This is a genomic window from Actinacidiphila guanduensis (assembly GCF_900103985.1).
Taxonomy (GTDB): Bacteria; Actinomycetota; Actinomycetes; order Streptomycetales; family Streptomycetaceae; genus Actinacidiphila; species Actinacidiphila guanduensis.
Genome location: NZ_FNIE01000004.1, coordinates 237,415 through 254,440 on the forward strand (window position 1 = coordinate 237,415; position 17,026 = coordinate 254,440).

General features: G+C 73.0%; 13 protein-coding genes. 5 read left to right on the plus strand and 8 right to left on the minus strand.

The window, feature by feature from the left end; translation table 11 throughout:
• Positions 1 to 260 precede the first annotated feature (260 nt).
• Complete coding sequence (locus BLR33_RS10130; RefSeq protein WP_093784000.1) at positions 261 to 3,068, plus strand: glycoside hydrolase family 3 C-terminal domain-containing protein; 2,808 nt, start codon at positions 261 to 263, stop codon at positions 3,066 to 3,068.
• Between the two features lie 89 nt (positions 3,069 to 3,157).
• On the opposite strand, the gene BLR33_RS10135 is transcribed toward BLR33_RS10130, so the two are convergent.
• A complete protein-coding gene (locus BLR33_RS10135) occupies positions 3,158 to 3,928 on the minus strand; it encodes an MgtC/SapB family protein (RefSeq protein ID WP_093784001.1) in 771 nt (256 codons plus the stop codon).
• Between the two features lie 152 nt (positions 3,929 to 4,080).
• Here BLR33_RS10135 and BLR33_RS10140 point away from each other — a divergent pair, with 152 nt between their 5' ends.
• Together BLR33_RS10140 and BLR33_RS10145 are read left to right on the plus strand one after the other, a co-directional pair.
• Complete coding sequence (locus tag BLR33_RS10140) at positions 4,081 to 4,485, plus strand: MmcQ/YjbR family DNA-binding protein (protein ID WP_093784002.1); 405 nt, start codon at positions 4,081 to 4,083, stop codon at positions 4,483 to 4,485.
• A 312-nt stretch (positions 4,486 to 4,797) separates the two neighbouring features.
• The gene (locus BLR33_RS10145; RefSeq protein WP_176930212.1) at positions 4,798 to 5,454 is read left to right on the plus strand and encodes a CGNR zinc finger domain-containing protein; all 657 of its coding nucleotides are present in this window, start codon (positions 4,798 to 4,800) and stop codon (positions 5,452 to 5,454) included.
• A 240-nt stretch (positions 5,455 to 5,694) separates the two neighbouring features.
• Here BLR33_RS10145 and BLR33_RS10150 read toward each other — a convergent pair whose 3' ends face one another.
• From BLR33_RS10150 to BLR33_RS10175, 6 genes are all read right to left on the minus strand, one after another.
• Positions 5,695 to 8,226 (minus strand): SDR family NAD(P)-dependent oxidoreductase, encoded by a 2,532-nt coding sequence (locus BLR33_RS10150; RefSeq protein WP_093784004.1) that lies wholly within the window; start codon positions 8,224 to 8,226, stop codon positions 5,695 to 5,697.
• A 139-nt stretch (positions 8,227 to 8,365) separates the two neighbouring features.
• Complete coding sequence (locus tag BLR33_RS10155) at positions 8,366 to 9,574, minus strand: pyridoxal phosphate-dependent aminotransferase (protein ID WP_093784005.1); 1,209 nt, start codon at positions 9,572 to 9,574, stop codon at positions 8,366 to 8,368.
• A gap of 165 nt (positions 9,575 to 9,739) precedes the next feature.
• Entirely contained in the window at positions 9,740 to 10,000 is a 261-nt protein-coding gene (locus tag BLR33_RS10160) for a helix-turn-helix domain-containing protein (RefSeq protein WP_093784006.1), read from the minus strand.
• Positions 9,997 to 10,872: an isopentenyl phosphate kinase gene (locus tag BLR33_RS10165; RefSeq protein ID WP_176930213.1), complete on the minus strand. Its 876-nt coding sequence runs from the start codon at positions 10,870 to 10,872 to the stop codon at positions 9,997 to 9,999. The genes BLR33_RS10160 and BLR33_RS10165 overlap by 4 nt, the downstream gene beginning before the upstream one ends.
• A gap of 36 nt (positions 10,873 to 10,908) precedes the next feature.
• On the minus strand, positions 10,909 to 11,901 hold the full coding sequence (locus BLR33_RS10170; protein ID WP_093784008.1) for a UbiA family prenyltransferase: 993 nt from the start codon (positions 11,899 to 11,901) through the stop codon (positions 10,909 to 10,911).
• Between the two features lie 65 nt (positions 11,902 to 11,966).
• Positions 11,967 to 12,743 (minus strand): (5-formylfuran-3-yl)methyl phosphate synthase, encoded by a 777-nt coding sequence (locus BLR33_RS10175; RefSeq protein ID WP_093784009.1) that lies wholly within the window; start codon positions 12,741 to 12,743, stop codon positions 11,967 to 11,969.
• 953 nt (positions 12,744 to 13,696) lie between these two features.
• Here BLR33_RS10175 and BLR33_RS10180 point away from each other — a divergent pair.
• Positions 13,697 to 15,505 (plus strand): adenylyl cyclase, encoded by a 1,809-nt coding sequence (locus BLR33_RS10180; protein WP_322987155.1) that lies wholly within the window; start codon positions 13,697 to 13,699, stop codon positions 15,503 to 15,505.
• Between the two features lie 255 nt (positions 15,506 to 15,760).
• Positions 15,761 to 16,228: a nuclear transport factor 2 family protein gene (locus tag BLR33_RS10185; RefSeq protein WP_093784286.1), complete on the plus strand. Its 468-nt coding sequence runs from the start codon at positions 15,761 to 15,763 to the stop codon at positions 16,226 to 16,228.
• A 130-nt stretch (positions 16,229 to 16,358) separates the two neighbouring features.
• Here BLR33_RS10185 and BLR33_RS10190 read toward each other — a convergent pair whose 3' ends face one another.
• Positions 16,359 to 17,024: an SDR family NAD(P)-dependent oxidoreductase gene (locus tag BLR33_RS10190; RefSeq protein WP_093784011.1), complete on the minus strand. Its 666-nt coding sequence runs from the start codon at positions 17,022 to 17,024 to the stop codon at positions 16,359 to 16,361.
• Between the last annotated feature and the right edge of the window lie 2 nt (positions 17,025 to 17,026).

A 17,026-nucleotide genomic window follows, 5' to 3' on the forward strand; every position in this document is an offset into this window, starting at 1 on the left:
CGCCATGTCCGCACGGCGCGGGCGCCCCGGCACCGGCGGCCGGGTCAAAGGCTGGTCGGGAAAGTGGTATAGACCTTGACCGGGCCTCAGGAGGCGGGTTCAATCACACCCGCACCACAGGTCCACCCACCCGTAATCGCTTCCGGGAACCCGCCCCACCGCGTCCCGGAACCGCCCCCTCCCGCGGCCCCGGGAGCGCCGCCACGAACCCGGCACCACCGGAACACCCCCCTCGGCAGATGCTTGGAGGCATCGTGCACATGTTCCGTACCCCCGCGGCGAGACGGCGCACGCCGTACATCGCCGCGCTCGCGCTGCTCGCCGGAGCGCCAGGACTGATCGGCGCGACCACCGACGCCGGCGCGGCCCACGCGGCGGCCCCCGCCGCGGCGGCCGCCTCCTGCCCCTGGGTGCACTCCAGCGCCCCCATCCCGCAGCGCGTCAGCCAGGTGCTCGCCCAGATGACGACCGCGCAGAAGGTCACACTGGCCACCGGCAGCGGCGGCTCCAGCTACGCCGGCTTCATCCCGGCCATCCCCGCGCTGTGCATCCCGTCGCTGACGATGGAGGACGGCCCGGCCGGCGTCGGCGACGGCATGGGCAACGTGACCCAGCTGCCCGCGCCGGTGAACGTGGCCGCCACCTGGGACACCGCCGCCGAGCAGAGCTACGGCCAGGTGATCGGCGCCGAGCAGGCCGCCAAGGGCACCACGGTGGACCTCGGCCCGACGATCAACATCGACCGCGACCCACGATGGGGCCGCGCCTTCGAGTCCATCGGCGAGGACCCCTACCTCAACGGGCAGTTGGGCGCCGCCGACATCCGCGGCGTGCAGTCCACCGGGGTGATGGCCCAGGTCAAGCACCTGGCCGTCTACAACCAGGAGACCAACCGCAACACTCCGTCCGACAATGCCCAGATCGGCGACAAGGCGCTCCAGGAGATCTACCTGCCGGCCTTCCGCGACGCGGTGCAGCAGGGCGCGGCCTCCTCGGTGATGTGCTCCTACAGCACGGTCAACGGCACCTACGCCTGCCAGAACCCCTACCTGCTGAACACCACGCTGCGCCAGCAGTTCGGCTTCCAGGGCTTCGTCACCTCCGACTGGGGCGCCACCCACTCCACGGCCGCCTCCGCCAACGCCGGCCTGGACCAGGACATGCCGGGCAACGACGGCTACTACGGCACCGCGCTCACCAACGCCGTCAACTCCGGTGCGGTCAGCGCCGCGACGCTCAACACGATGGCCGGGAACGTCCTCGGCCAGATGTTCGCCTTCGGCCTGTTCGACCGCGCGCCCAGCGGCTCCCCCGGCGCCACCGCGACGAGCACCGCCCACCAGTCGACGGGCACCAAGCTGTCGGCCGAGGGCACGGTGCTGCTGAAGAACAGCGGCAATGTGCTGCCGTTCGGCTCCTCGGTCTCCTCCATCGCCGTGATCGGCGCCGACGCCTCGGGCAGCGCGCAGACCGCGGGCGGCGGCAGCGCGGCCGTCAACTCCAGCGGCACCACAACCCCGTTGCAGGGCATCACCGCGCGGGCCGGCAGCGGCGTGAGCGTGAAGTACGACAGCGGCTCGTCCACCTCCTCGGCCGCCTCGCTGGCCGCGTCCTCCTCGGTGGCCGTGGTCTTCGCCAGCGACTTCGAGTCCGAGGGCAGCGACCTGAGCGGCATCGACCTGCCGTCGAGCGAGAACAACCTCATCTCGGCGGTGGCCGCGGCCAACCCGAACACGGTGGTGGTGCTCAACACCGGCTCGGCGGTGACGATGCCGTGGCTGAACTCCGTGAAGGGCGTGCTGGAGGCGTGGTACCCGGGGCAGGGCGACGGCACCGCCATCGCCTCGCTGCTCTTCGGCGACACCGACCCCTCGGGCCACCTGCCGGTGACCTTCCCGACCTCGCTGTCGCAGGTGCCGGCGCACACCACCGCGCAGTGGCCGGGCAGTGGCGGGCAGGTGCAGTACTCCGAGGGTGTGGACGTCGGGTACCGCTACTACGACGCCAACAACCTCACCCCGCTCTTCCCCTTCGGCTACGGCCTGTCCTACACGTCCTTCGCCTTCAGCGACCTGCACGTCGGCACCCTGCCTGCGGGCGGCGCGGCCACGGTGACCGCGACGATCACCAACACCGGCAGCCGGGCCGGGGCGGACATCGCCCAGCTCTACGTCGGCAAGCCGTCGGGCGCGGGTGAGCCGCCGCACGAGCTGGAGGGCTTCGCCCGGGTGGACCTGCAGCCCGGCGCCAGCCAGACCGTCAGCTTCCCGCTCACCCAGCAGAACCTCGCCGCCTACGACACGGCGTCCTCCTCCTGGAAGACGGCCGCGGGCTCCTACAGCATCGCGGTCGGCGACTCCGAGCGGAACCTGCCGCTGACCGGCACGCTCGCCGTGACCGCCGCCCAGCTCGGCACACCGCTCACCCTCACCGGCCCCGGGCCGCAGGAGGGGCTGACGGGCGCCCAGGTCTCCTTCCAGGTCGCCGCCCACGACACCACCTCGGGCCAGACCCCGACGTTCACCGCGACCGGGCTGCCGGCCGGCACGTCGATCTCGTCCTCCGGCGCCGTGACCGGCACCCCGACCACGGCCGGGACCAGCACGGTGACGGTGACCGCGCACGACAGTGCGGGCGCGAGCGCGAGCGCCACCTTCGTGTGGACGGTCGTGCCCGCGAACGCGGCCCTCGCCGGGCCGATCACCGGCTACCAGGGCCTGTGCCTGGACGTGGCGGGCGCCAACTCCGCCGACGGCACGAAGGTCGACGTCTACACGTGCAACGGCACCGCCGCCCAGCAGTGGACGGTGGGCGCCGACCAGACGGTCCGCGCGCTCGGCAAGTGCCTGGACGTCACCGCGGCGGGCACGGCGAACGGCACGAAGGTGCAGCTCTACACGTGCAACGGGACCGGGGCGCAGGTGTGGCAGCCGCAGGCGAACGGCGCGCTGCGCAACCCCTCGTCGGGTCGGTGCCTGGACGACACGGACCAGTCCACGACACCGGGCACCCAGGTGCAGATCTGGGACTGCACCGGCGGGGCGAACCAGTCCTGGCAGCTGCCGTGAGCAGGCGCGGCAACTGAGCGACCCGCCCCCCGCGGGTGCCGAGATGACGGCCGGTCCCCCCGAAGTGGCGTGGGGCCGGCCGCCGTCGGTCAGCGCCAGTAGGCGGCGTCCTCGGTGGGCGACCACACGCCGAGGACGCCGTCGACCTCGGCGATGTCGGTGACCAGGACGGGGACGTCGCCGGTGCCCTCGATGGACAGCTGGACCTGGGCGCTGCCGGCGGCGGCCGGGCGCTCGTCGCCGTCCTCCGACCAGGGCGCCCGGTCCACCCGCAGCGAGGTGACGCGGAAGCCGGAGCCGGTGCAGCGTTCGAGGATGCGGGCCAGGACACCGGCGCCGACGCGGTAGGAGATCTGCAGGTCGGTCTGGCCGGGGCCGGCGAGGGCCGGGAAGCGGCCGGTGACGAGCGGGAAGACGCGCACCACGAGGAAGTGGCCCGCGGTGGCCACGACGGCGAGCAGCACGAGCCCGCCCCCGCAGGCCATGCCGATCGCGGCGGTGAGCCAGATCGTGGCGGCGGTGGTCAGGCCCCGTACGGCGTCGCGCCGGACGAAGATCAGCCCGCCGCCGATGAAGCCGATGCCGCTGACCACCTGCGCGGCGATGCGCGAGGGGTCCAGCACGACGCCCGGGTGGCCGAGGACGGTGCCGAAGCCGTGCTGGGAGACCTCCATGAACAGCGCAGCGCCGACGCCGACGAGGGTGTGCGTGCGCAGCCCCGCGCTCTTCTGCTGGACCGCGCGCTCCAGGCCGATGAGCGTGGACAGCAGCAGGGCGAGGCCGAGTTCGCCCAGCTGCCGCAGGCCCTGGCCGCCGCCGGGGTCCCACAGCACCGAGGCGAGAGGGTGCGTGACGTGCATGCGCTCCACGCTACCGCGCCCGCGTACGGGGCAGTTGCGGTGATACGTCCGCTCCCCCGGCGCGGCCGTCCGCACCGCGGCGGTGGAGAGCTCCTAGGCTGTTCCCCGGCCGCAAGGCGAGGGCACGGCGGCGGAGGAGGAGCGGACGGGGCATGGACGGGGCTGAGCTGCAGGCGGTCGTGCGGCTGAAGGCGGAGGGGCTGCCCGCGGTGGTGTGGGAGCAGCCGTTCGGGCCCGAGTGGGAGGTGTACAAGGTCCGCGGGAAGGTGTTCGCCCTGCTCACCGCGCTCCGCGCGTCGCCTGTGGTGATCCTGAAGTCGGACCCGGGCGAGGCGGTGGCGCTGCGGGAGGCGTACCCGGAGATCACGCCCGGGTACCACATGAACAAGCGGCACTGGATCACGCTCGCGCCCGGTGGCGCACTCGAAGAGGAGCTGGTGGAGGACTTGGTGGACGAGTCGTACCGGCTGGTCGTCGCCAAACTGCCACGCCGCCAGCGCCCGGTGGACACCGCGACCTTCGGCGTCCGGGCACCGCAGGGCCGAGTGGGCGGCTGAGGCGGCTCCGGCGGTCACCGCCTGGCAAGCGGAAGGGCGGCCCAGGTTGCCCGACGGGCCCCAAGGCGTGTCCGACCTGGCCCTGCGCACATGCGGTTCAGGTCAAGGCGCGGTACCGGCGGGTAGAATCCCCCTGAGCCCGGCTCCGTACGGTACCGCCCCGCCCCGCACATGGCCTCCGCGATCGTCACCGGCACACCCCGCCGGCGCGGCGCTGCCCACCCGCGCAGCGCCCCAGCAGGATTCCCCTACGCGCGGGCGGTCCGACCGCCGTGCCGCGGCAGCAGCCGCCGCGAAGCGAAGGATGAGCACATGTCTGCCACACCGTCCCGACCGGCCCCCGCCCAGCCGATACCGCAGCCCGCGGCGCAGCCGACGCCCCAGCGCCGTCCCGTGCCGGCGCTGATCGCCCTGTCCAACGCCACGCGGGCGCGGCGGCCCGCCGGGGTGCGGCGGCAGATCACGGTGGACCACTTCGTCTCCTGCGGCGCGGCCCGCGCCCTGCTCGAACCGCTCGGCCTCGCACACGAGTTGGCGGCGGGGGACCTGGAGCCGCTGCGGGCACTGGCCGACGAGACGCGGGCGATCACCGACGCCCTGGTCGCCGGGCGCCGCCCGCCCGCCGCCACCGCGCTCAACCGCCTCGCCGAGCAGGCCCGCGCCACGCAGACGCTCCAGGTGGCGCCGGACGGCTCGCTGACCGCCGACATCCGCTGGCACGCGGACACCGCGCTCGCCGAGTTGGCGTGCCGGATCGTCACCGAACTCGGCCGCCTCGATCCGGCCCGGCTGCGCTACTGCGCCCGCGAGGCGTGCGACCTGCTCTTCTACGACACGACGCGGTCGCGCAACCAGCGCTGGCACAGCGAGTCGCCCTGCGGGCTGCGCGAGCGGCAGGACCGCTGGCGCAGGATGACCGGGGCCGCGGAGGACACGGCGAGCACGGCGGAGAAGCCCGTCACCGTGTGACGCCCGCGGCCCGCCGTGGCATGCGGCGCCGGGGCCGTAGGGTGCAGGAGCCGCGCCGGAAAGTCGGCCCTGTGGCTCTGCGGTGGAATGCGGCACCGGGGAGATGTAGGGCCCGCGGCCGAACGGTCGGCCGTGCGGGTCGTCCCGTAACACCTCAGCTCCCCGCGCCCGTTCGGCCGTCCGGGGCGCGGCGGGGACCCATCCCGCCGCGGCCCCGGACGTCACCCGGCCGCGCCCGCGCTACCCGCGCGGTTCGCGCCGCCGCACCATGTAGAGGTCCTGCTTCCTGATCTCCTCGGCGTGCGCGGCCAGTTCGTCGAGGTCGTCGTGGACGGAGAGGTGACGGCCCGTCATGTGGTCGGCGTCGCCGGCCGCCACACGGAGCAGGAACTCGGTCGCGACGTCCGGCTCGACGCCCTCGCCGGAGGCCAGCGAGCGGCGGATCCAGTCGAACACCGATGCCTGGGCGGAGCTTTCGGGCTCCTGGTGGTTCATCGCCGGCTCGCTCAGCCCGAGCGGCAGCAGCCCGGGGTGGATGCTGAAGACCCGGACGCCGGTGCCGCGCAACTCCACCGACAGGTTCTCGGTGAGCTTGATCATCGCGCCCTTGGAGACCGCGTAGGAGGTGACCAGCGGCCAGCGGAAGACGCCCGCCACGGTGGTGATGTTCAGGATGCGGCCGCGGCCGCGGGCGATCATGCCGGGGACGACGAGCTGCACGGCGGTGACCATGCTGAACAGGTTCACCCGCATCGACTCCCACCAGGCGTCGGCGTCGACCTCCCACAGCGGTCCCATCGGGCCGGTCATGCCCGCGTTGTTGACCAGGATGTCGATCGGGCCCAGCTCCTCGGTGACCTGCCGGACGGCGGCCGCCATGGCCGCGCGGTCGTCGATGTCGGCCCGCACCGCCAGCGCCGTGCCGCCCTCCGCGGTCACCTCGGCGACGGCCTCGGCGAGCGCGTCGGCGGAGCGCGCCACGAAGGCGACCGCGGCCCCGGAGCCGGCGAACCGGTGGGCGATCAGCCGGCCCAGGCCCCGGCTCGCCCCGGTCACGAAGGCCACCTGGCCCGCCAGCCGCGGCTCGGCGCCGGCGGCCAGGGCCACGGCGGCGGTCGAGGCGCCCGTACTCGCGGACGTGCCCGCGCCTGAGTTCGCATCCGAGTCCGCGACCGTGCTCGCGCCTGAGTGCGCATCCGAATTCGCTATCCGCTCCCGCTCGGCGTTCACCAGCACCCGGCGCAGGATCTTCCCCGAGGCCGACTTGGGGATCTCGTCCACCACGTCGAGCAGCCGGATCCGCTGGTAGGGCGCGACGCGTTCGGCGACCCAGCCGAGCAGGCCCTGGGCGCTGTGGCCGGGCCTGAGGACCACGAACGCCTTGGGCACTTCGCCGGCCTCGGGGTCGGGGCTGCCGATCACCGCGCAGTCGGCGACGCCCGGGTGCGTGACGAGGATGTCCTCCAGCTCGGCGGGCGCGACCTGGTAGCCCTTGTACTTGATCAGCTCCTTGAGCCGGTCGACCACCCGGATCCAGCCGTGCTCGTCGGCGATGGCGATGTCGCCGGTGTGCACCCAGCCGTCGGCGTCCAGCGTGTCCTCGGTGGCCTGCGGGTTGTTGCGGTAGCCGGACATCGCGTTGGGCCCGCGCACCAGCAGCTCGCCGCGTTCGCCCACGGGCACGTCCCGCCCGGTGGCCGCGTCCACCACGCGGGACTCCACGCTGGGCATGCCCGGGGCGATGAACTCCGGGTCGTTGCGCCCGGTGTCCGGGGCCAGGTGGGAGGCGCCGGACAGCTCGGTCATGCCGTAGCCCTGCTTGATCCGGCAGCCCAGCCGCTTGGCGGCGGCCTGGAAGAGGTCGGGGCCGAGCGGGGCCGCGCCCGAGGTGATCACCCGCAGGCTGGACAGGTCGTAGGCGTCCACCTCGGGCCGCTTGGCGAGCGCGAGGACGATCGGGGGCACGAGTTCGGTGCGCGTCACCCGGTAGGTGGCGACCGCCGACAGGAAGCCCTCCAGGGTGTAGCGGGGCAGGGTGACGAGGGTCGCGCCGGCATGGAAGGCGAGGTTCATCGTCACCTGCATGCCGAAGATGTGGAAGAGCGGCAGCACCGCGCCCACCACGTCGTCCTCGCGTACGGCGTGCGGCACGTGCGACTGGTGGATGCCGGAGACCATCTGACGATGGGTCAGCATGACGCCCTTGGGGCGGCCGCTGGTGCCGCTGGAGTACGGCAGCAGCGCCAGGTCGTCGGGGGCGATCTCGGGCAGCGGGGCGTCGTGGCCGCGCCCGGCGGCACGCAGTGCGGATAACGGCACGGCCGCCCCCTCGGCGGCGCCGAGCACGAAGGATTGCTCCACACCGGTCACGGCGGCCGCCTCGCCGGCCTTCCCGGCGAAGACCTCGGGGGTGGTGACGAGCCAGCGGGCGCCGGAGTCGGCGAGCTGGGCGGCCATCTCGGCGCCGGTGAGCAGCGGGTTCATGGTGGTGATGACGGCGCCGGCGGCGGCCGCGGCGAAGTAGGCGGTGACGAACTCGGGGCTGTTGGGGCTGCTGAGCGCCAGTACGTCGCCCTTGGCCACGCCCTGTGCCAGCAACCCGGCGGCCACCAGCCGTACCTCCGCGGCGAGTTCGCGGTAGGTCAGCGTGCGGCCGGTGAGCCCGTCGATGACGGCGGGGGCGTCGCCCCGCTCGTCGGCCCGCCCCAGGAGGATCTCGGCGAGCGGGACCTCCGGGACCTTGATGTCGGGGAACGGACTGCGGATGATCATGGGTTCTTCCCTTGTCCATGGAACTGTGCGGAAACCGGTGCGGAAAGAGAGCTGGTCGGAGGGGGTGGGCGACGCGCTGTGCGCCCGCCGGCCCGGAAGGGGCCGGCGAGCGCACGTCAGGCGGTCGCGCGGGAGGCGGTCAGAGGTTCTCCACCGCCCGGCGGATGCGGTCCAGGCCCTCGTCGAGGACCTCGTCGGGGGCGGCGTAGGTGATGCGGACGTGGCCCTCGCCGCGGTCGCCGAAGGCGGTGCCGGCGACGACGCCCACCGAGTACTCGTCGATGAGGTAGTCGGTGAACTGCTGGGCGCTCATGCCCGTCCCGCGGATGTCGGGGAAGACGTAGAAGGAGCCGTCGGGGGTGGGGCAGTCGATGCCGGGCAGCTTGGCGAGGGCGGAGACGACCTTGTCCCGCTTGGCCTGCAGCAGCGCCAGCCGCTCGGTGACGTGGTCCTGCGGGCCGGTCAGCGCGGCGTGCGCGGCCAGCTGCACGAACGCGGGCACGTTGGTGACCGAGTTCTGCTGGAAGATGTCCATGGCCGTGATGAGTTCCTTGTTGGCCACCACCCAGCCGATGCGGAAGCCGGTCATCACGTAGGTCTTGCTGAAGGTGTCCACCAGCAGCGAGCGGTCGGCCATGCCGGGCACCGCGGCGATGGTCCGGTGCTCGGCCGGCGGGTAGACCATGTGGCTGAAGATCTCGTCGGTGAGCACCAGGATGTTGCGCTCGATGCAGATCCGGCTGAGCTCCTCCAGGTAGCCCACGGCCATGCCGTTGGGCCGCTGCGGGGTGTTGATGATCAGCAGCTTGGTGCGCGGGGTGATCAGGGAGTCCAGCGCGTCGAGGTCGAAGTGGAAGTCGGGCTCGACCAGCGGCGCGTAGACGACCTTGCCGCCCGCGTAGGTGATCCAGAACTCGTCCGGCGGGTAGCCCGGGTTCGGGAAGATGACCTCGTCGCCGGGGCCGATCAGGGTCAGCAGGCTCTGGGTCAGGGCGTGCTTGGCGCCCATCGTCACCAGGACCTCCTCGCGGACGGTGGGCCGGCCGCGGCGGGTGGCCTCCTCCGCGATGGCGTCCCGCAGCTCCGGCAGGCCGGGGCCGGGCACGTAGCGCACGTGGCCGTCGGAGATGGCCTTGGCGCACGCCTCGGCGATGTGCGGGGCCGGGCGGAACTCGTCGCCCTGGAAGTCGCCCTTTTCGAGGTGGATGACGCGCTTACCGGTTTCCCGCTCCAGCTTCTCGGCCTTCCGCATGGAGGCCCACTGACGCGGCAGGACGAAGTGCCCGGTCCGCTCGGAGAGGAATCCCTGGATATCCACGGGAGGAACGTGCGCGACAGTTTCCGTCATGTCGTCAACTCCTTTTCCAGCTCGTCGCCCGGCTCGTTTTCTGCCGGGGCGAGAGACTGATCGTGGTATCGAGTATGGGTTCCGCCGGGAAATCCGGAATCCGTAGGACTACGGATTCCGCCGGATTTTCCGTACCGGTCCCGGCGGCGTTGCCGTGGTGGCGGTTCATCGCTTCGGCAGCCCTTCGAGGCAGCGCGTCATGTGCGCGGCGACCTGGACCCGGGAGGTGAATCCGAGTTTGGCGAGGATATGGGCGACATGGGATTCCGCGGTGCGCCGGGAAATGACCAGCCGGTCGGAGATCTCCCGGTCGCTCAGGCCGAGCGTCACCAGGGCGGCGACCTCTCGCTCGCGGGGCGAGAGCCGGTCCAGCGAGGCGTCGGCGCCGGGCGGCAGGGCGCGGATGTCCGCGCCGGTGCGGGTCACTGGGCGCCCGCCGGGTGCAGGGCGGCCGCCCGGGGCTGCTCCGGGTCCTGCGGCCGGTCCTCCTGGTCCGCCCGGTCCTGCCGGCCCGGTGCGGCTCCGGGCCCGCCGGGTTCCGGTGGGCGCGCCCCCGGGGCCAGGACGCGGGTGCCGGTGACGGGCCGCCGGGCCAGGGCGTCGCGGAGCCGGCCGCGCACCCGGCCGTTGACGATGGTGGTGCGCGCGCCGGTGGCGGCGATGTCCAGCGCGGCGGTGACCTTCGCCGACATGCCGCCGGTGACGTCCCGGCGGTCGTTGTCGTCGGCCGCGGCGGCGGGCCGGGCGACCTCGGGCAGGAGCGTGCCGTCCTCGTCCCAGACCCCGTCCACGTCGGTGGCGAGCACGCAGTCGCCGACCTCGAGCCGGCGGGCGAGCGTGAGCAGGACCGTGTCGGAGGACACCACGCGGAAGGTGCCCGGGCCCTCCACCAGGACGTCGCCGCACAGCAGCGGCGAGACACCCGCGGCGACGAGGTGCTCCAGCGGGCCGGTGCCGTACAGGTCGAGGACACCGCCGGTGCGGTGGAAGAGCGCGTTGGCCTGCATCGGGCTGCACATGACGCCCTCGTCGCGCAGGGCCGCGGCAAGGGCCTCCTGGAGGCGGCGGATGCGCAGGGCGGTCATCTGGAAGCCGGTCGCGTCGCGGGCCCAGCCGCCCTCGGTGCGGAAGTGGCGGCCGACGGCCTTCGCCCAGGAGCCGGTGCCGTGCACGATCACGGGGACCGTGCCCGACAGGCGGATATCGGCCGCCACCTGGCGGGCGTACTCCTCCTGGAAGACCAGCGGGCGCTGCTTGTCGGTGAGCACGCTGCCGCCGATTTTCACCAGTGTGATCATCATCTGTCTCCGGGTCTCACAGGGGCTCGGCGGTGGTCACGCGGCGAGGAGGACGTGCACCAGGCCGGCGAGCGTGATCACCCAGTAGGTGGCCTTGCTCCACTGGCCGTCGGTGCGCCGGACAGGGCCGCTGAGCAGGGCGACGGCGGCCTTGTCGTCGCGCGCCTCGCGCAGCAGCCGGTAGCGGAAGGCGGTCGCGCCCACGGCGCCGGCGGCGCCGAAGGCGTACCAGGGGCCGAGCAGCATCCACAGCCCGGCGGCGATCAGCACGCAGGCCGGCACCAGGGCCGCGACCGCGCTGGCCATCGCCGTGCGCGGGCCGTGCAGCACCGCGGGGGTGTTGATGCCCTCGGCGCGGTCCTCCTCGGTGTCGGAGACGGCGTTCCAGAATCCCCGGCTGAAGCTCAGCAGGGTGGCGCCGATCAGGATCACCCAGCCGCCGCCGTCGATCTTCCCCTCGTGGACGGCGAAGTAGGCGATCATTCCGGGGACGAATCCGAACCGTATCGAGAGCATGACGGGATTCCAGATCCCGCGCCGCTTCATCCGGAACGGCTCGCCGTTGTAGAGGATTCCGGAGACGATTCCGGCGAGTTTCACCACGACGAACATCCAGTTGCCGAGCAGGATCGACACGACGACCGCGGCGGCGACGGTGAGCGCCTGCTCGAACCAGTAGAGGGCGAGGGTGCGGCGCAGTCCGACGCGTTCGACGGCGTCGGCCACATATCCCTTGATGGGGCTGCGCCGGTCTATCGGGTAGTCGGAGTAGTTGTTGAGGACGAATCCGGAGAACAGGGACAGCCCATTGATGAACAGGGCGAGGATCGCGGCGGCGGACCACAGGTCGCTGGGGTGCCGGGCCGCGACGAACATTCCCCAGAGCAGGACGAACAGGTAGATCGGGCCGACTTCGAAGCGGTGGAGCATCCGCAGTGCTGCGGTCAGTGAGAGCTCCCGGCTTGCGGGTCCGGCCGCCGGAGCGGACCCGGCCGCGCCGGGGACACCCGGCGCCGTGGCATGGGACATCGGTTGGCCTCCTCTGACGCTGGTTCAGCGGCAGGGCCGAGACGGCCCTGCCCGGGTGGAGCCGATCAGGAGAGCGCGGCACCGCCGGCGAGCGGCAGGCCGCTGGGGTAGGGGGAGCCGCCCAGCTGCGCGTCCAGGGCCTGGCGCAGGGCGGTCACCGACTCGCCGCGCAGCGCGCCGCTCTCGCGGTCGCCACCGGCGCAGACGGCACCGCGGACGGCGAGGGCGTCCGCGCCGGTGGCCGCGAGGTCGGGCGCGTCCGCGGCGGTGAGTCCGCCGGCCAGGACGGCGGTCAGGCCGAAGCCGTGGGCGGCGGCGGCGAACTCGCCGCACAGGGAGGGTTCGAGGAGGTCGAAGAGGCCGGGGCCGCCCTTGACCGCGGTGTCGAGCATGGCCCCGTCGGCCCCCGACTCGTGTGCCACGTAGGGCACCGAGAGCGGGTTGACGCTGCCGATACGCCGGGCGTCGGCGTATCCGAGGGCGACGACGGTGAGCGCCGGGTCGTGCTCCTTGACCGCGCGCACCACCCCGCGCACCAACTCGACCGCCTGGTCCGGGGTGGCGGTGCCGAACAGACCGACCCTGACCTGGTCCGCGCCGGAGGCGGCGGCGCCGAGCGCGGCAAGGGCCGCGGCCCCCGGGCGGAAGGGGGCGCCCCCCACGGTCGCCGAGACCTGCTTCCCGCGCGGTGTCATCTCCCGCACGGCCCGGACCACCCAGGGCGGCGGGGCGCCCAGCGGGCCCTCGCGGGGGTCCTCCACGTCCACCATGTCCACCTGGTCCGACACGGCCGTGCAGACCATGGCCTCCTCGACGCCTCTCGCGCTGACGAAAAGCCGCATACCGCTTCCTTCCAGGGACAGACGTGTGCGCTGGGCGACGAACGCGGGGTGCCCAGGGGTGCGCCGCTCTCGGCCTGCATCGGAACCGGAGGTTCCGGAAATGGCACACACCTAACGGGCTGTAGCTCAGTTAGGCCGTTACGATACATGCGGCCCCAGGGGCGTGCAAGGCCGCTCAAAGGGCCCCGAAGACCTCTCGGAAATCGCCGACTTCCCTGGTCAGCGCAGGAGTTGAGAAGAAAGCTGACGCTCCGTCATATCTACCGTGGCGCGATCCGGCCCCTGGCGCCGACGCTTCGCCGCCACGGCGCGGCCGCGCCCGCGATGTCCAACCGGAGAACGGGCGATGACGCCTCGTCACCTCGACGTAACGCCGCCGTCGCAACGCACCGTGATCGTCGTGGCCCGGTGCAATCGCCTTGCTACGGTGCGCACATGGCCGCCGGCAGGCCCGCTGCCTGCCGGAAACGCGGCGGCGGCGACCGGCGGGCCCGCTCCCCCTGGGCCTGTCACGGCTCCCCCAACGGCCCGCGGCGTAGCTGCACTTGCAGCGGCCGCACCGCGCCGTAACCTGTGACGCGCCCCCGGAGGGCCTGCTCGGCGGGCCTGTGCGGGGGCGCGAACTGGCGGGAAAGCACCGCGCCCGCACGGGAAAGCGGCGCCCTCCCGGCCCCTATCGCGCCGCCCCGCGCCGGGGCACGACCGCGCCGCGAACTCGCCTACGCGCAACCGCAGTTGTCCGCCGGGCCCGCGCTGTCCGCGCCTGCCCGCCCCGTCCCCGGGGTGCGCGACGGCGGTCGGCGGGCCCGCCGGCGGCAGAGCGAGCGGACGCATTCACGGTTATTGACGCTGCATACCCGCAATGATTCACTTCGTGGCTGAGAGCGCTCTCTCGCGGTTGGGGACCAGCCGCGGTCCGTACCGTCCACCCTCGTTCAGGGAGAGCCGTGTCCGTGATTCCCACTCGCCGCGCCATGCTCCGCGGGGCCGCAGTCGCCGCCGCGGTGCCGCTGGTCGGCGGCATCTCCGCAGGTACTGCCCTCGCCTCCTCGCCGAGACCGGGCGCCGCCCCGCACGGCCACGGCCCGGCCGGCCTCGGCCCCAACGTGCTGGTCTTCGACCCGTCCATGGGCGACGCGGCGATCCAGGCGCAGGTCGACGCCGTGTTCGCCACGCAGCAGTCGAACCAGTTCGGCACCGAGCGGTTCGCGCTGGCGTTCCGGCCGGGCAGCTACAACGTCGACATCAACGTCGGGTTCTACACCCACGTCCTCGGGCTCGGGGACAGCCCGGACGACGTGGTCATCAACGGCCACGTCACCGTCGACGCCCAGTGGCTGCAGGGCAACGGCACCCAGAACTTCTGGCGCGCGGCGGAGAACCTGAGCATCGTGCCGCCGGACGGCCTGGAGCGCTGGGCGGTGGCCCAGGCCGGGCCGATGCGGCGGGTGCACGTCCGCGGCAACATGACGCTGTGGCCGAGCCCGCCCGGCAACCAGTGGTCCAGCGGCGGCTTCCTGGCCGACAGCGTGGTGGACGGCAATGTGGAGTCCGGCTCACAGCAGCAGTGGCTCTCGCGCAACGACACCTTCGGCAGCTGGACCGGTTCCAACTGGAACATGGTCTTCGTCGGCGTCCAGGGCGCGCCCGCCCAGTCCTTCCCGACACCGCCGTACACCACCGTGGACACCACGCCCGTGGTGCGCGAGAAGCCGTTCCTGACGGTGGACCGGCACGGCGCCTACCACGTCTTCGTGCCCGCGCTGCGCCGCGGCAGCACCGGCACCACCTGGGCGCACGGGCGCGCCCAGGGCCGCAGCATCCCGCTGTCGGCCTTCCACGTGGCCCACCCCGGCGAGTCCGCCGCCTCGATCGACCTCGCGCTCGCGCTGGGCAAGCACCTGCTGCTCACCCCGGGCGTCTACCGGATCGACGCGCCGCTGCACGTCACCCGGCCCGGCACCGTGGTGCTCGGTCTGGGCCTGGCCACGCTGCAGTCCACGCGCGGCAACACCGTGCTGGAGGTCGCCGACGTGGACGGCGTCAGCATCGCCGGCGTGCTCTTCGAGGCCGCCTCGGCCCACACCCCGGTGCTGCTCCAGGTCGGCCGCGGGACCACCCGGCGCCGCCACACCGCCGACCCGACCGCGCTCTTCGACGTCTACGCACGCATCGGCGGCGCTCTGGCCGGGGGCGCCGGCACCAGTGTGCAGATCGACAGCAACGACGTCATCCTGGACAACCTGTGGCTGTGGCGGGCCGACCACGGCCTGGACGGCACCGTGGGCTGGTCGGTGAACCCGGCCGACACCGGCATCCTCGTCAACGGCGACCACGTCACCGCGTACGCGCTGGCCGTCGAGCACTACCAGAAGTACGAGGTCCTCTGGCAGGGCAACCACGGCGCCACCTACTTCTTCCAGAACGAGCACCCCTACGACGTGCCGACCCAGACCGCCTGGGTACACGGCTCCACGAAGGGGTACGCGGCCTACAAGGTCGGCGACCACGTCACCGAGCACCACGCCTGGGGCCTGGGCTCGTACTGCTTCTTCGACCTGAACGCGGACATCTACACCGACCGCGCCTACGAGGTGCCGGACACGCCCGGCGTCGTCTTCACCGACCTGATGACGGTGTGCCTCAACGGCGCGGGCGGCGGCGGCATCCTGCACTGCATCAACAACACCGGCGACCCGGTGCAGAACGGGTTCGGCACGTACAACATGAGGTCCTACTCCAACGGGGTCGGCACGGTGTGACCCGGGGGTGACGGCCGCGTGCGGCCGTCCGGTCGGTCGGGCGGGCTCCCCAGCGGGGCCCGCCCGATCCGCGTGTGCGGGGCCGCCTGGTGCCATCCGGCTGTTTCTAACGGTTGCAGACGCGGGACAACGTTGACGCAGGTGGGGCGGGCGTGCCATCGTGCTGGTCGCCGGGCCCCTCGCGCACTGTACGGGCCCCGCGACCGGCAGTTCGGCACCGAACCGCTTCTCCGCACGATGGAGGACAACTCCGCCATGAGCGACGCGCGCCCGCCCTTCCCGCCGTTCGACCTCGACAGCGCCCTGACCAAGGTGCAGGCCGCCGAGGACGCCTGGAACACCCGCGACCCGCACAAGGTCGCCCTCGCCTACACCGAGGACTCCGTCTGGCGGAACCGCGACACCTTCGTCACCGGCCGCGCGGAGATCGTCGAGTTCCTCACCGGCAAGTGGGAGCGCGAGCTGGACTACGTGCTGCGCAAGAGCCTGTGGGGCTTCCGCGAGAACCGCATCGCGGTGCGCTTCCAGTACGAGTGGCACGACGCCGGGGGCAACTGGTTCCGCTCCTACGGCAACGAGTTGTGGGAGTTCGCCGAGAACGGGCTGATGCGGCGGCGCGAGGCGAGCATCAACGACGTGGCGATCACCGAGGCCGACCGCCGCTACTTCGGTCCCCGCCCGGAGGACGAGCGCGGACCGGGCCACGACATTCCGCTCGCCTGAGCCGCGGCCGGGGGTCCGCGGCTGCTTCTGCGGCGCCTGTGTCGGCCGCGCCACGGATACCGGGTGTGGCGCGGGGGCTTGGCGCGGGGCCGAGCGGCCGTGGCGCGGGTGCTCGGTGCGGGCCCGATACCTAGCCTTGGGCCGGGCGGCCGGTGTGCAGCGCTTCCTGGGTCCATTGGGCGCGGGGCTGGTGGTGGAGGTCCCAGTAGTGCTCGGCGATGTCGTCGGGGTCGAAGTCCGTGCCCGGTGCCACGGGGCCGTCCACTGTCACGCTCGCCACGTGGACACCGTCGGGGCCGTACTGCCTGGCGAGGAGGGCGACGAGGGTGCGGACGCCTGCCTTGCCCAGCGAGAGGCTGACGTAGCGCGGATCGGGCTCGGGCATGCCGCCGGTGACCAGGAAGGTGCCGCTGCCGCGGGCGGCCATCGCCGGGGCGAGCTTCGCGGCCGCGTTGACGGCGCCCAGGACGTTCACCGCCCAGGCGTCCAGGTGCGCGCGCACCGACAGTTCGCCGATCGCGTCGGCCCTGATGAGCGCGGCGTTGTAGACGGCGACCTCCGGCACGCCGTGTGCGGCGACGGCCTCGTCGAGGGCGGCGTCCAGCGCGGCCCGGTCCGTACTGTCGGCGCGCAGCGCGAGAGTGGGCACGCCGAGAGGAGCGATCGCCTCCTGCGCCGCCCGCAGTGTCCCCTCGCTACGGGCCACCAGCGTGACCGGCAGCCCGCCCTTGGCGAACCGCCGCGCGACCGCCTGCCCGATCCCCGCTCCCGCCCCGATGACCACCGCACCCGCCATGC

Coding starts and splice junctions, on each gene's coding strand:
- BLR33_RS10130 (WP_093784000.1), top strand. CDS start 261: ATGTTCCGTACCCCCGCGGCGAGACGGCGCACGCCGTACATCGCCGCG.
- BLR33_RS10135 (WP_093784001.1), bottom strand. CDS start 3,928: ATGCACGTCACGCACCCTCTCGCCTCGGTGCTGTGGGACCCCGGCGGC.
- BLR33_RS10140 (WP_093784002.1), top strand. CDS start 4,081: ATGGACGGGGCTGAGCTGCAGGCGGTCGTGCGGCTGAAGGCGGAGGGG.
- BLR33_RS10145 (WP_176930212.1), top strand. CDS start 4,798: ATGTCTGCCACACCGTCCCGACCGGCCCCCGCCCAGCCGATACCGCAG.
- BLR33_RS10150 (WP_093784004.1), bottom strand. CDS start 8,226: ATGATCATCCGCAGTCCGTTCCCCGACATCAAGGTCCCGGAGGTCCCG.
- BLR33_RS10155 (WP_093784005.1), bottom strand. CDS start 9,574: ATGACGGAAACTGTCGCGCACGTTCCTCCCGTGGATATCCAGGGATTC.
- BLR33_RS10165 (WP_176930213.1), bottom strand. CDS start 10,872: ATGATCACACTGGTGAAAATCGGCGGCAGCGTGCTCACCGACAAGCAG.
- BLR33_RS10170 (WP_093784008.1), bottom strand. CDS start 11,901: ATGTCCCATGCCACGGCGCCGGGTGTCCCCGGCGCGGCCGGGTCCGCT.
- BLR33_RS10175 (WP_093784009.1), bottom strand. CDS start 12,743: ATGCGGCTTTTCGTCAGCGCGAGAGGCGTCGAGGAGGCCATGGTCTGC.
- BLR33_RS10185 (WP_093784286.1), top strand. CDS start 15,761: ATGAGCGACGCGCGCCCGCCCTTCCCGCCGTTCGACCTCGACAGCGCC.
- BLR33_RS10190 (WP_093784011.1), bottom strand. CDS start 17,024: ATGGCGGGTGCGGTGGTCATCGGGGCGGGAGCGGGGATCGGGCAGGCG.